This window comes from Pseudomonas idahonensis, from assembly GCF_037903935.1.
Classification (GTDB): Bacteria; Pseudomonadota; Gammaproteobacteria; order Pseudomonadales; family Pseudomonadaceae; genus Aquipseudomonas; species Aquipseudomonas danubii.
On record NZ_CP149586.1, the window covers coordinates 821738 to 836126 of the forward strand.

Sequence of the window (14389 nt, forward strand, 5' to 3'; positions counted from 1 at the left end):
TATTCTCCAAGGAAGCCCTTATGCCGGACGCCTCGTCCCTCACCCCAGGTTTTATGGTGGTTCACGGTAACCGCCTGGACGAGTTGCGCAGCCTGGTGGTCAGCTGGATGCGGCGCTACCCGCTGGCCCCTCTGGAAAATGAAATCGCCCTGGTGCAGAGCAATGGCATCGCGCAATGGCTGAAGTTGGCCCTGGCTGAAGATCCTGAAGAGGACGACTCCGGCGGTTGCGGCATTGCCGCCGCCATCGATGTGCAATTGCCTGGCAGCTTCATGTGGCAGCTTTATCGCCTGGTATTGGGACGCGATGAAATCCCGCCTAAATCCCTTTTGGACAAAGCCCCGCTGACCTGGCGTCTGATGCGCCTGCTGCCAGAACTGATCGATGAGCCCCACTTCGAACCCCTGCAGCGCTTCCTGACCCACGACAGTGATTTGCGTAAACGCTACCAACTGGCAGAGCGCCTTGCCGACCTGTTCGACCAGTACCAGGTCTATCGGGCCGATTGGCTGGAGGACTGGGCCGCTGGACGCCATTCACTGCGTAACGTTCGTGGCGAAGCCAAAGCCCTGACCCCCGCCAACTGCTGGCAAGCCGAACTGTGGCGAGCACTGCTTCTGGATGTGGGTACCGAGGGCATGGCCCAGAGCCGAGCCGGAGTCCACCAACGCTTTATCGAGCGGATCAATAACCTGGATCAAGCTCCCGCTGGCCTGCCGTCACGGGTGATCGTTTTCGGTATTTCTTCCTTGCCGGCCCAGGCCTTGGAGGCTTTGGCCGGATTGGCCCGTTTCAGCCAAGTCCTTCTCTGTGTGCACAACCCCTGTCGCCATCACTGGGCGGACATCGTTGCCGACAAGGATCTGCTGCGCCATCAGTACAAACGCCAGGCGCGCAAAGCCGGTATGCCACTGGCCCTGGACCCGCAAACCCTGCACCAGCATGCCCATCCGTTGCTGGCCGCCTGGGGCAAGCAGGGCCGTGACTACATCAACCTGCTGGACAGCTACGACGACCCCAACAGTTATCGCGCGGCTTTCCGTGATGGCCGCATCGACCTGTTCAGCGACAGCCAGCCACGCACCATGCTTCAGCAGCTGCAGGACGATATCCTCGAGCTGCGTCCCCTCAACGAGACTCGCGAACTGTGGCCCGAAGTCGATCTCCAGCAGGACCAGTCGATCCGTTTTCACATTGCCCATAGTGCCCAGCGCGAGGTGGAAATCCTCCACGACCAGCTTCTGGCACGCTTCAGCGCCGAGCCCGACCTGCGACCTCGCGATGTGATCGTCATGGTCCCCGACATCGACAGCTACGCCCCGCATATCCGTGCGGTATTCGGCCAGTTGGAGCGTGATGACCGACGTTTCATTCCCTTTACCCTCACCGACCAGGGACAGCGCGGTCGCGACCCGTTGCTGATCGCCGTCGAACACCTGCTCAAACTCCCAGACAGCCGCTTCCCGGTCAGTGAGATTCTCGACCTGCTGGACGTCCCGGCATTGCGTGCGCGTTTTGGTGTCGATGAAGCCGACCTGCCTACCTTGCACCGCTGGATCGAAGGTGCCGGCATCCGTTGGGGCATGAACGCCGAACAACGTGCCGAATTGGGACTGCCCCAGGAGCTTGAGCAAAACAGCTGGCGTTTCGGCCTGCGCCGAATGCTCCTGGGATATGCGGTCGGCCGCTCCGATGCCTGCGACGGCATTGAGCCTTATGACGAAATCGGCGGCCTGGATGCCGCGCTGATCGGCCCCTTGGTCGCACTGCTGGATGCCCTGCAGATTGCCTACCAGCAACTCACCCAGCCTGCTGTGCCAGCCCAATGGGGCGAGCGCCTGCAGCACTTGCTGGAACAGTTCTTCCTGGCTAGCACCGAGCATGACGATTACCTGTTGGGCCAGCTCGAGGACCTTCGGGAAAACTGGCTGGAAACCTGCGACTCCGTCGGTCTGCAAGATCAATTGCCCCTGACCGTGGTGCGTGAAGCCTGGCTGGCGGGCCTTGATCAGGGCCGCTTGTCCCAGCGCTTCCTCGCCGGCGCCGTGAATTTCTGCACCCTGATGCCGATGCGTGCAATCCCCTTCAAGCTGGTGTGCCTGCTGGGCATGAATGACGGTGACTACCCACGGGCGCAACCGCCCCTGGACTTCGACCTGATGGGCAGCGACTACCGCCCCGGCGACCGTTCCCGACGCGAAGATGACCGCTATCTGCTGCTCGAAGCGTTGCTCTCAGCCCGGGACCAACTCTATGTCAGTTGGGTTGGCCGCAGCATCCGCGATAACAGCGAACGGCCTGCCTCGGTGCTGATCGGCCAGTTGCGCGATCATCTGGCCGGTGGCTGGCGATTGGCCGATGCGCAGCAGTCCCTGCTTGAGGCCCTGACCCAGGAGCACCCGCTGCAGCCCTTCAGTGCCCGCTACTTTCATGACAATGACGTCCTGTTCAGTTACGCCCGGGAGTGGCAGGTGCTGCATCAGGCCCCGGCAGAAACCAGCACCACCGAACGCCTCGAGCCTTATGTACAGGATGAGCCCTTGAGCCTGGCCCAGTTGCAGGATTTTCTGCGCAACCCGGTACGGCACTTTTTCAGCCAACGGCTCAAGGTGTTTTTTGAAGCCATGGAAGCACCACTGGCTGACGAGGAGCCCTTTGTCCTCGACGCCCTGCAACGCTACAGCCTCAGCGACAGCTTGCTGGAGGCCGCATTGAGCGATGCCGCACACCCGGATCAGGCCTTGCAGGCCCAGGCGCAAAGGCTGCAAGCCAGCGGCCTGTTGCCCATGGCCGGTTTCGGCGAGTGCCTGCAGCGCGAACTCATGGAGCCCCTGCCTGACTTGCTGCAGCGCTACCGGCAACTGCTGGATCTGTGGCCAACCCCGGTCACCAGTGCATTGCCTGTCAGCCTGGAGTTGCAGGGCGTGCGCCTGGAAGGCTGGTTGAGCCACCTGCATCAACGGGCGGATGGCGGGCTATTGGCCGTGACCACCATTCCCAACGGCATAGGTTCGCTCAAAACCCGCAAATGGCACCGCTTGATCAAGCCCTGGATCAACCATCTGCTGGCCTGCGCCAGCGGTTACTCCCTGACCACCGCGTTGGTGGCCAGCGATGACAGCCTGCTGTTGCCGCCGTTGGAACAGGATCAGGCTCGGGCGATCCTCGGCAATCTGCTGCTGGCCTGGCAATCGGGCATGCGTCAGCCACTGCCGGTGGCCGTCAAGACTGCCTTCGCCTGGCTGGGCCAGACCGATCCTGACAAAGCCGCTGCCGCGGCCCGCAAGACCTACGATGGCGATGGTCAGAACAGTGAAGGCGAGCGTCGAGAAAGCCCGGCATTGGCTCGGCAATTCGCCGACTACAACGCCCTGATCGCTGATGAAACCTTCAGCGGCTGGGCCGAGACACTCTATCGCCCCCTGCTGGACGCCCCCTGGCGTTCAGCCCTCGGCGAGGAGGCCGGCGCATGACTCAACAAGTCCCTCTGGCCCTGGCCTTCCCGCTACGGGGTAGCCAACTGATCGAGGCCAGTGCCGGCACCGGCAAGACCTTCACCATCTCCGCGCTCTATCTGCGTCTGGTGCTGGGCCACGGTGGCGAGTCCGCAGGCTTTGGTCGCGAATTGCTGCCACCGCAGATCCTGGTGGTGACCTTTACCGATGCCGCCACCAAGGAATTGCGCGAACGCATCCGCACCCGTCTGGCGGAGGCCGCACGTTTCTTCCGTGACGAAACCAGCGCCCCCGACAGCCTGATCGTCGAGCTGCGGGAGCAGTACCCCGCCGAACAATGGGCCGCCTGCGCCAACCGCCTGGACATCGCCGCGCAGTGGATGGATGAGGCCGCCGTCTCCACCATTCACAGCTGGTGCCAACGCATGCTCCGCGAGCACGCTTTCGACAGCGGCAGCCTGTTTACCCAGACCCTGGAAACCGACCACAGCGATCTGCTGGGTCAGGTGCTGCGCGATTACTGGCGCTTGTTCTGCTATCCGATGCAGGGCGATGCGCTCAACTGGGTGCGCTCCAACTGGGTCGGCCCGGCCCAATTGCTGCCCCGGGTGCGGGCAATGTTCGGCAGCGAGCGTCGTGAGCCGTCGGAACAGACCCCCAGTGAATTGATCGAAGCCTGTTTGCAGGAGCGTCGGGAAGCGCTGGTGCAACTCAAGGCGCCCTGGCGGCAATGGGCGGTGGAGTTGCGGGAGATCTGTCTGCAAGGCGTTGCCAGCAAGAGTGTCGACGGCCGCAAGATGCAGGCCCGCTTCTTCGAGCCCTGGTTTGAAAAGATCATTGCCTGGGCCGAGGACGAATCCGTTGAGCAGTTGGATATTGGCACCGGCTTCACCCGCCTGACCCCAGACGGAATGAGCGAGGCCTGGAAAGGTGAAGCTCCGCAGCACCCGGGGCTCGATGCCATGGCTGGACTCAAGGCCAGCCTTGACGCCTTGCCCAGCCCGGACGCCGCAGTCCTGCAGCATGCTGCGCAGTGGGTCGGTGCGCGTTTTGAAGAAGAGAAGCGTCGCCGCGCCGAAATGGGCTTTGACGATATGTTGCTGCGTCTGGACAGCGCCCTGCAAAGCGATGGCGGCGAGCGCCTGGCGACTCTGATCCGCGAGCAGTTCCCGGTGGCCCTGATCGACGAGTTCCAGGACACCGATCCGGTGCAGTACCGGATCTTCGAAAGCATCTACCGCATCGAGGCCAACGACCCCGAAACCGGGCTGTTCCTGATTGGCGACCCCAAGCAAGCGATCTACGCCTTCCGTGGCGCCGACATCTACACCTACCTGCGGGCCCGCCAGGCCACCGCGGGACGCTTGCATACCCTGGGCACCAACTTTCGTTCCAGCCAGGCCATGGTCAGTGCGGTCAACCATGTGTTCCTGCAAGCCGAACAGCGCCAGCAAGGGCAGGGGGCTTTCCTGTTTCGTGAAGAGGATGGCGAGAACCCGGTGCCCTTCCTGGCGGTAGCCGCTCAGGGCCGCAAGGAGCGCCTGCTGGTGGATGGCCAAGCGGTGCCAGCGCTGAACTTCTGGCAACTGCCCTCGGAGCAGCCGCTGTCCGGGGCCCAGTATCGCCAGCAGCAGGCCGCGGCCTGTGCCAGTGCCATTGTCGATCTGCTCAATGGCGGTCAGCAGGGGCGCAGTGGCTTTGTCCGCGACCAGCAGGAACTCAAGGGCTTGTTGCCGGCGGATATTGCCATCCTGGTCCGCGACGGCAAGGAGGCCCAGGCGGTGCGCGGTGAACTGGCCGCCCGCGGGGTGCGCAGCGTGTACCTCTCGGACAAGGACTCGGTGTTCGCCGCCCAGGAAGCCCGGGACCTGCTGGTGTGGCTCAAGGCTTGCGCCGAACCGGATGTGGAGCGTCCGCTGCGGGCCGCCCTGGCCTCCCTGACCCTGAACCTGTCCCTGGTGGAACTGGAGCGGCTGAACCAGGACGAACTGGCCTGGGAAGCCCGAGTCATGCAGTTCCGCGGATACCGCACGATCTGGCGCAGCCAGGGCGTGCTGCCGATGCTCCGACGCTTGCTCCATGACTTCCAGCTGCCCCAGGCGCTGATGGCCCGCAGCGACGGCGAGCGGGTGCTGACCAACCTCCTGCACCTGTCTGAGTTGTTGCAGCAGAACGCTGCGGAACTGGACGGTGAGCAGGCGCTGATCCGCCATCTGGCCGAGCATCTGGCGTTGTCCGGGCAGGCCGGTGAAGAGCAGATCCTGCGCCTGGAAAGCGACGAGCAACTGGTCAAGGTGGTGACCATCCACAAGTCCAAGGGCCTGGAATACCCCTTGGTGTTCCTGCCCTTCATCTGCTCCACCAAACCGGTGGATGGCAGTCGCCTGCCGCTGCATTACCACGATGCTGCCGGCAAGGCCCAGGTCAGTTTGCGACCGACGCCGGAGCTGATCGCCCAAGCCGATGAGGAGCGTCTGGCGGAAGATCTGCGTCTGCTCTACGTGGCCCTGACCCGGGCCCAGCATGCCTGCTGGCTGGGAGTGGCCGACCTCAAGCGCGGCAACCACAGCAGCTCGGTGTTGCACTTGTCGGCCCTGGGCTACCTGCTTGGCGGCGGTGCCCTGTTGGGCGAGTCCAAGGGATTGCTGCGCTGGCTCCTGGACTTGCAGCAAGGCTGTGAGGCCATCGGTGTCAGCGAGCTGCCTGCGGCCGATGACCAGCGCTTTTACCCACCGCGCAATGACGCCAGGCTGCTGGCCCCGTTGCAGCCGATTCGACGGGCGGCGGAGAACTGGTGGATCGCCTCCTACAGTGCCTTGCGCATCAGCGATACCTTGGGCAGCGGCAGCACCGAAGCACCGGAAAATCCCCAGGCACAGAAGCTCTTCGACGATGAGCGGCTGGACCCCGAGGCCCCTCGGGAAGTCGTCGCCAGTGGTGGCGATATTCACCGGTTTCCCCGGGGGCCGAACCCCGGCACTTTCCTCCACGGTCTGCTGGAATGGGCCGGGGAGGAGGGTTTTGCCGCCGCCCCCGCGGTGATCGAGGATGCCATCGCCCGCCGTTGCAATCGTCGCGGCTGGCAAGGCTGGATTTTGACCCTCAGCGATTGGCTGCAGCACTTGTTGCAGGCGCCCCTGCCTGTGGGGGATGGGCAACCGCCAGTGGTGCTGGGGCGACTGACCCAGTACCGGGTCGAAATGGAGTTCTGGTTTGCCAGCCACAAGGTTGACGTGCTCAAGCTCGACGAGCTGGTGCGTCAGCAGACCCACCAGGGCGCGCCTCGGGTCACCGCCGAGCCGGTGCTGCTCAATGGCATGTTCAAGGGCTTCATCGACCTGACATTCGAACATCAGGGCCGCTATTACGTGGCCGACTACAAATCCAACTGGCTGGGCGTGGACGACGCGGCCTACACCGAGCAGGCCATGGAACAATCGATTCTCGACAACCGCTACGACCTGCAATACGTGCTCTACCTGCTGGCGCTGCACCGGCAGTTGAAGGCCCGGTTGGCGGACTACGATTACGATCGGCACATCGGCGGCGCCTTGTACCTGTTCTTACGCGGTAGCCGCTCCGCGAGCCAGGGCGCGTACTTTGCCCGGCCGCCACGGCAGTTGATCGAACGCCTCGACCGCATGTTCCAGGGCCAGCCCGAGCCGCCCAAGGCCGAGCCTGCCTGGGAACAGGGAGTGCTGTTATGACCCAGGATCTGTTTGCCCAGTTGGCCGAGCCGCCAGCGCCCCAGTTAGAGCTGGCGCCCCTGGCTCGCGCCGAAGACCTGCTGTTGTTGCTCGAGCGCTGGGTCGAGCGTGGCTGGCTGCGGGCCCTGGACAAGGCCTTTGTCGGCTTCCTCCATGAGCTGGACCCCGGCGGCGATCCGTTGGTGCTCATGGCCGCGGCCCTGACCAGTCACCAGTTGGGTCATGGGCATGTCTGCCTGGACCTGTTCGAAACCCTCAAGGAGCCGGATTTCGCTCTGTCGCTGCCGCCGGAAGGGGATTCGCAAGGCGGTGCCACGGTGCTGCCTTCCCAGGTGTTGGCGAATCTGGAGGGGGCGCACTGGTGCAAGGTCCTGGCCGGCAGCCGGCTGGTGGCCCTGTCGGCTGATCACGGCGAGGCGTCCCAGCAGCGGCCGTTGGTGCTGTCCGGAAAGCGCCTGTACCTGCGGCGCTACTGGGCCTATGAACGGCGGATCGACAATGCCCTGCGCCAGCGCCTGGCGTCGACGGAAGCGACTCCGGAGAATCTGGCCCAGCGCCTGGACGGGCTGTTTGGCCCGGCCAAGGCTGCCGGGCCCATCGATTGGCAGAAACTCGCCTGTGCCCTGGCGACCCGAGGTGCCTTCAGCATCATCACCGGTGGCCCCGGCACGGGCAAAACCACCACCGTGGTGCGTCTGCTGGCGTTGCTCCAGGCCCCGGCGGTGGAGGCGCGCAAACCCTTGCGCATTCGTCTGGCGGCGCCCACTGGCAAGGCCGCGGCCCGCCTTACCGAGTCCATCAGCCTGCAAGTGCGGTCCCTGGCAGTCGCCGACGAGGTACGGGAAAAGATCCCCAGCGAGGTGACCACGGTGCACCGCTTGCTGGGCAATCGCCCGGGCACCCGGCATTTCCGCCACCACGCTGGCAACCGTCTGCCCCTGGATGTGCTGGTGGTGGACGAAGCTTCGATGATCGACCTGGAAATGATGGCCAATCTGCTGGACGCCTTGCCCATTCATGCCCGCCTGGTGCTGCTGGGAGACAAGGATCAACTGGCGTCGGTGGAGGCGGGGGCGGTGCTCGGTGACCTGTGTCGCGATGCCGAGGCCGGCTGGTACAACCCGCAGACTCGCGCCTGGCTGGAAGCCGTCAGCGCTGAGAACCTGGGCGCCAGCGGCTTGCAGGAAGACACCGGGCACCAGCATCCCCTGGCGCAGCAGGTGGTGATGCTGCGCCACTCCCGGCGTTTCGGCGAAGGCAGTGGCATTGGCCAGCTGGCGCGCTGGGTCAATCAACAACAGGCCGAGGAGGCCCGGCGCCTGCTGGCGGCTCGCAGCCATGCGGACTTGTACAGCTTGAGTCTCAAGGGCGAGCAGGACCGAGCCCTTGAGCGCCTGTTGCTGGAAGGCCACGGCGAGGGGCCACAAGGCTATCGGCATTACCTGAATGTGCTTCGCAGTCAGCGTCCACCCGCGGACACCGCCCTGGAAGACCGCCGCTGGACTGATTGGGCGCGCAACGTCCTGCAGGCCTTCGATCGCTTCCAGTTGCTCTGTGCCGTGCGCAAGGGGCCGTGGGGCGTCGAAGGATTGAACCTGCGGATCACCCAGGCGTTGTTCAAGGCTCGGCTGATCGACAGCGACCAGCAATGGTACGAAGGTCGCCCCGTGCTGATGACCCGTAACGACTATGGTCTGGGCCTGATGAATGGCGATATTGGCATCGCCCTCAAGCTGCCGGAACATGAGGGGCCGCAAGCCGGGCGTCAGGTGCTGCGGGTGGCTTTCCCGCGCAACGATGGCCAGGGCGGGGTACGCCTGGTACTGCCGAGCCGGCTCAATGATGTGGAAACGGTCTACGCCATGACCGTGCACAAGTCCCAGGGTTCAGAGTTCGCCCATACTGCGCTGATCCTGCCCGACGCCCTGAACCCGGTGCTGACCAAGGAATTGATCTATACAGGAATCACCCGGGCCAAGGATTGGTTCAGCCTGATCGAGCCTCGGGCCGGGGTGTTTGAAGAGGCGGTGCGGCGCAAGGTCAAGCGCCTTAGCGGGTTGATGCTGGAACTGGACTGAGCACTGCGTTGCTGTCCAGTGCCCAGCACCGTTTTGGGGCGCTGGGCTCGCTGCATTTTCCCGGGCTGTGCTATCGTTGCGGCATCATTTCCGTGAAATTCAAAGAGAATCCCTGCATGGACGTGGCTGTCTTCAGGACAGAGCGCATTTTGGGGTGGAGGCAGTGTGTACTGTCGACCATTCTTTGCCTGTTCAGTCTGCTTGCCATTGCGCAGCCAGAGCCGTCAGCCTCTACCAGCCTGGCGGAACAGCGGGCCAAGGCAGTGACGCAAGTGGTGCTGGGTATCCTCAGCTACGCTCGCTGGCCCGTGGAGCCTGCAGAACTGCGCCTGTGCGTGGTGGGCCCGACCGAATACACCGACGATCTGCTCAAGGGCACTACTCAGGCTACCGGCCGTCCGGTGCTGGTGCGTCGCTTGTTGGCCAGCAGCCCGGCAATCGTCAGTGAGTGCGACTCGGTCTATGTCGGCAAACTGAGCAACGATGAACGGAGCCGCCTGTTCAATTCGCTGATCGGCCAACCCGTGCTGAGCATCAGCGAGGGGGGCGACCAGTGCACCGTTGGTAGCCTGTTCTGCCTGCGGGTCAGCGACAACCAAGTGTCGTTCGAGGTCAACCTGGATTCAGTGGCCCGCAGCGGGGTGAAGATCCATCCCAGCGTGCTGCAACTGTCGCGTCGTCGCCCGGCGGCGCCATGAAGCTGTTCAAGCCCAACGCCCGCCCGACCCTGCGGTCGGTTATAGGTCGCGGTCACCTGATCGTCGCCCTGTTGGCGATCTCCATGGCCAGCCTGTCCCTGACCTTCCTCGGGGTCCTGGCATTGCGGGTCTATGCCGATCACAACCTGCACCTGATTGCCCGGTCCATCAGCTACACCGTGGAAGCGGCGGTGGTGTTCAACGACAGTGTGGTGGCCACCGAGGCCCTGGCCCTGATTGCCTCAACCGAAGAGGTGGCCGATGCCAAGGTCTATGACAACCAGGGCCGTCTGCTGGCCAGTTGGCAACGTCCGGAAAGCGGTCTGCTGACCCGTCTGGAAATGCACGTTGCCAGTGCGATCCTGGAAAAGCCCATCAGCTTGCCGATTCTTCATCAGAACCGAGAAGTGGGCAGCGTCAATGTCACCGGCCATGGCGGCAGCTTGTTGCGCTTTCTGCTCAGTGGTCTGGTGGGTATCGTGCTTTGTACCGCCTTGAGTGCCTGGGTGTCGCTGTACCTGGCACGCCGGCAACTGCGGGGGATCACCGGACCCTTGCGCAGCCTGGCGGAAGTGGCCCACGCGGCGCGGCGCGAGCGGGCCTTTGATCAGCGGGTGCCGCCGGCGGAAATCGCCGAACTGGACAACCTCGGCAACGACTTCAATGCCCTGCTCGATGAGCTGGAAGCCTGGCAGACTCACCTGCAAAGCGAGAATGAGACCCTGGCTCACCAGGCCAGTCACGACAGCCTGACCGGCCTGCCCAACCGGGCGTTTTTCGAGGGGCGGCTGATTCGTGCACTGCGCAGCGCCAACAAGCTCAACGAGCGCATGGCGGTGCTGTTTCTCGACAGTGACCGGTTCAAGGAAATCAACGACAACTTCGGCCACGCCGCGGGTGATGCGGTGCTGGTGGCGGTGGCCACGCGAATTCGCGCGCAGCTGCGTGAAGAGGATCTGGTGGCCCGGCTGGGCGGCGACGAATTCGCCGTGCTGCTCAGCCCGCTGCACCGGGTTGAAGATGCCCAGCGCATCGCAGACAAAATCATCCACAGCATGGACATGCCGATTCAATTGCCTGGCAACCTGTCGATCATGACGTCGCTGAGCATCGGCATTGCCGTGTACCCGGATCATGGCGTGACTCCCGGCAGCCTGTTGAACGCTGCCGATGAGGCCATGTACCACGCCAAGCGCGGCTCGCGAGGCGGGCAACACACAGTGGGGGCGGAGCTCCCTATCGTTCAGGTTCAAAACAGGAGCTAATTCCCTTGTTCTCAATGACGCAACGTACGGTTCGACTGTTCAGCACCCTGGTATTGATGGCCCTCTTGGCCCTGACCGGCTGCCAGAGCGTGCCGCCCAAAGGTCTGACTCCACAGCAGATCGCGGTACTGAAACAGGAGGGCTTCGAACTGACGGATGAAGGCTGGGCCTTCGGCCTGTCGGGCAAGGTGCTGTTTGGCAGCGATGTGGAAACCCTGAACCAGGCCAGCACCGAGATCGTCCAGCGCATCGGCAAGGCCCTGCTCAGTGTGGATATCCAGAAGGTCCGGGTCGATGGCCACACCGACGCTTCGGGCAAGGAGGCCTACAACGTGCAGCTTTCCGTGCGCCGGGCCAAGAGCGTGGTCAAGGTGCTGACCCAGGTCGGCATGCGTGAAGAGAACATCCAGCTGCGCGGTCTGGGCAGCAGCGAGCCGGTGGCTTCCAACAGCACCGCAGCCGGGCGCACCGAGAACCGCCGGGTGTCGATCGTGGTGATCGCCGACTGATCGGCGATCCACATTTTTGCGGCTTTAGCTTTGTGGCCGCTAAAGATCAGGGGGCGGCGAACAGCATGCTGCGACTGTCCCCCATGAGCAGCGGCCGATTCTGCTCGGTCACCTCGCGGATGTAATCCCACAACAGGGTAATCCGCTTCAGTTTGCGCAGGTCTTCGCGGCAGTACATCCAGAATTGCCGGGTCAGGTTGATCTCCTTGGGCAGCACCGGCAGCAGGCGCGGGTCCTGGGCCGCCAGGAAGCACGGCAGGATCGCCAGCGAGCGGCCCTGCTGCGCCGCCACGTACTGGGCAATGACGCTGGTGCTGCGCAGGTTGGCGCTGGCCCCGGGCACCACATTGGCCAGGTACAGCAGCTCGGAACTGAACGCCAGGTCGTCCACGTAGCTGATGAATTGATGCTCACTCAGGTCGCCGGGGCGGCGGATCGGCGGGTGGCGGTCGAGGTATTCCTGGGTGGCGTACAGCTGCAGGCGGTAGTCGCACAGCTTGCAGCACACGTAGGGGCCGTGCTCCGGGCGTTCCAGGGCAATGACGATGTCCGCCTCGCGCTTGGACAGGCTGATGAAGTGCGGCAGCGGCAGGATGTCCACTGAGATCGCCGGGTACTCATCGAGGAAGTGGCTCAACTGCGGGGTGATGAAGAAGCTGCCGAAGCCCTCGGTGCAGCCCATGCGTACGTGTCCGGACAGCGCCACGCCAGAACCCGAGACCTGCTCGCACGCCATGTGCAGGGTGCTTTCGATGGACTCGGCATAACCCAGCAGGCGCTGGCCCTCGGCGGTCAGAACAAAACCGTTGGTGCGGGACTTTTCGAACAACAGGGTGCCCAGGGCGGTTTCCAGCGAACCGATGCGTCGCGACACCGTGGTGTAGTCCACCGCCAGGCGCTTGGCCGCGCTGCTGGCCTTGCGGGTGCGCGCCACTTCGAGGAAAAACTTCAGGTCGTCCCAGTTCAGGGTGCTTAGCGAGGTGATGTTTTTTTGCATGATGGACCGGTTTTTATGTGCGTTCTTATTAGAAGTTTGCACATCTATACTCCAAAAACCGTCCGACACCAACTCGCGACAGCCCCTCTTTCAAGGCGCTTGCCCGCCTTGGTTCCCTGCATAAGAACTCAAGAAGTCAGGAGACCCCATGAACGCATCCCTCAAGCCCGACGGCACCACCCTGCAACAGGTCAAACTGCTGATCGACGGTGAATGGGTCCAGTCCCAGAGCCAGGAATGGCACGACATCGTCAACCCGGCGACCCAGGAAGTGCTGGCCAAGGTGCCCTTTGCCACGGCCGCTGAAGTCGATGCCGCGATCGCCGCCGCCCAGCGCGCTTTCCAGACCTGGAAACTGACTCCGATCGGCGCGCGGATGCGCATCATGCTCAAGCTCCAGGCCTTGATCCGTGAGCATTCCAAGCGCATTGCCGCAGTCCTCAGCGCCGAACAGGGCAAGACCCTCGCCGACGCCGAGGGTGACATCTTCCGCGGCTTGGAAGTGGTGGAGCATGCCTGCTCCATCGGCACCCTGCAGATGGGCGAGTTCGCCGAGAACGTCGCCGGCGGTGTGGACACCTATACCCTGCGCCAGCCGATCGGTGTGTGCGCCGGGATCACCCCGTTCAACTTCCCGGCGATGATCCCGCTGTGGATGTTCCCGATGGCCATCGCCTGCGGCAACACCTTCGTTCTCAAGCCTTCCGAGCAGGACCCGCTGTCCACCATGCTGCTGGTGGAGCTGGCGGTGGAAGCTGGGGTCCCGGCCGGCGTGCTCAACGTGGTGCACGGCGGCAAGGACGTGGTGGATGCGCTGTGCACTCACAAGGACATCAAAGCCGTGTCCTTCGTCGGTTCGACCGCGGTCGGCACTCACGTCTATGACCTGGCGGGCAAGCACGGCAAGCGTGTGCAATCGATGATGGGCGCCAAGAACCACGCCGTCGTGCTGCCCGACGCCAACCGCGAACAGACCCTCAATGCCCTGGTGGGCGCAGGCTTCGGCGCTGCTGGTCAGCGGTGCATGGCCACCTCGGTGGTGGTGCTGGTGGGCGCCTCGAAACAATGGCTGCCGGACCTCAAGGCCCTGGCACAGAAACTCAAGGTCAACGCCGGCAGCGAGCCGGGCACCGATGTTGGCCCGGTGGTGTCCAAGCGCGCCAAGGCGCGGATTCTGGAACTGATCGAAAGCGGCGTGAAAGAAGGCGCCAAGCTGGAGCTCGATGGCCGCGGCATCCAGGTCCCGGGCTACGAGCAAGGCAACTTCATCGGCCCGACCCTGTTCTCCGGGGTAACCCCCTCTATGCAGATCTACACCCAGGAAATCTTCGGCCCGGTGCTGGTGGTGCTGGAGGTGGACACCCTGGATCAGGCCATCGCCCTGGTCAACGCCAACCCCTTCGGCAACGGCACCGGCCTGTTCACCCAGAGCGGTGCGGCGGCGCGCAAGTTCCAGAGCGAAATCGACGTCGGCCAAGTGGGTATCAACATCCCGATTCCGGTGCCGGTTCCGTTCTTCAGCTTCACCGGCTCCCGCGGCTCCAAGCTCGGTGACCTGGGCCCGTACGGCAAGCAAGTGGTGCAGTTCTACACTCAGACCAAGACCGTCACCGCCCGCTGGTTCGACGATGACAGCGTCAATGACGGTGTGAACACCACCATCAGCCTGCGTTGAGGAGC

8 protein-coding genes are annotated in these 14389 nt (G+C 63.7%); 7 read left to right on the forward strand and 1 reads right to left on the reverse strand.

Translation table 11 applies throughout. The features are described 5' to 3' along the window. Positions 1-20 precede the first annotated feature (20 nt). The 6 genes from recC (at position 21) to WIN67_RS03715 (ending at position 11712) form a co-directional block, all read left to right on the forward strand. On the forward strand, positions 21-3473 hold the full coding sequence (recC, locus tag WIN67_RS03690; RefSeq protein ID WP_110653107.1) for an exodeoxyribonuclease V subunit gamma: 3453 nt from the start codon (positions 21-23) through the stop codon (positions 3471-3473). Further along, the gene (recB, locus tag WIN67_RS03695) at positions 3470-7162 is read left to right on the forward strand and encodes an exodeoxyribonuclease V subunit beta (protein WP_339070649.1); all 3693 of its coding nucleotides are present in this window, start codon (positions 3470-3472) and stop codon (positions 7160-7162) included. The genes recC and recB overlap by 4 nt, the downstream gene beginning before the upstream one ends. Next, positions 7159-9240, forward strand: a complete 2082-nt coding sequence (gene recD, locus WIN67_RS03700) for an exodeoxyribonuclease V subunit alpha (protein WP_339070650.1) — start codon at positions 7159-7161, stop codon at positions 9238-9240. Before recB ends, recD begins: the two co-directional genes overlap by 4 nt. Before the next feature lie 116 nt (positions 9241-9356). Next, positions 9357-9938: a YfiR family protein gene (locus tag WIN67_RS03705; protein ID WP_102861706.1), complete on the forward strand. Its 582-nt coding sequence runs from the start codon at positions 9357-9359 to the stop codon at positions 9936-9938. After that, on the forward strand, positions 9935-11203 hold the full coding sequence (locus WIN67_RS03710) for a diguanylate cyclase domain-containing protein (protein ID WP_267269338.1): 1269 nt from the start codon (positions 9935-9937) through the stop codon (positions 11201-11203). The genes WIN67_RS03705 and WIN67_RS03710 overlap by 4 nt, the downstream gene beginning before the upstream one ends. 14 nt (positions 11204-11217) lie before the next feature. Then, positions 11218-11712: an OmpA family protein gene (locus WIN67_RS03715; RefSeq protein WP_102878270.1), complete on the forward strand. Its 495-nt coding sequence runs from the start codon at positions 11218-11220 to the stop codon at positions 11710-11712. A 46-nt stretch (positions 11713-11758) separates the two neighbouring features. Here the strand turns inward: WIN67_RS03715 and WIN67_RS03720 are convergent, their stop codons facing one another. Next, positions 11759-12709, reverse strand: coding sequence for a LysR family transcriptional regulator (locus tag WIN67_RS03720; protein ID WP_110595943.1), 951 nt, complete (start codon positions 12707-12709; stop codon positions 11759-11761). A gap of 148 nt (positions 12710-12857) precedes the next feature. Here WIN67_RS03720 and WIN67_RS03725 point away from each other — a divergent pair, with 148 nt between their 5' ends. Continuing rightward, positions 12858-14384 carry a CoA-acylating methylmalonate-semialdehyde dehydrogenase gene (locus tag WIN67_RS03725; protein WP_102878272.1) on the forward strand — a complete coding sequence of 509 codons (1527 nt, stop codon included), beginning with the start codon at positions 12858-12860 and terminating at the stop codon, positions 14382-14384. Positions 14385-14389: the final 5 nt, after the last annotated feature.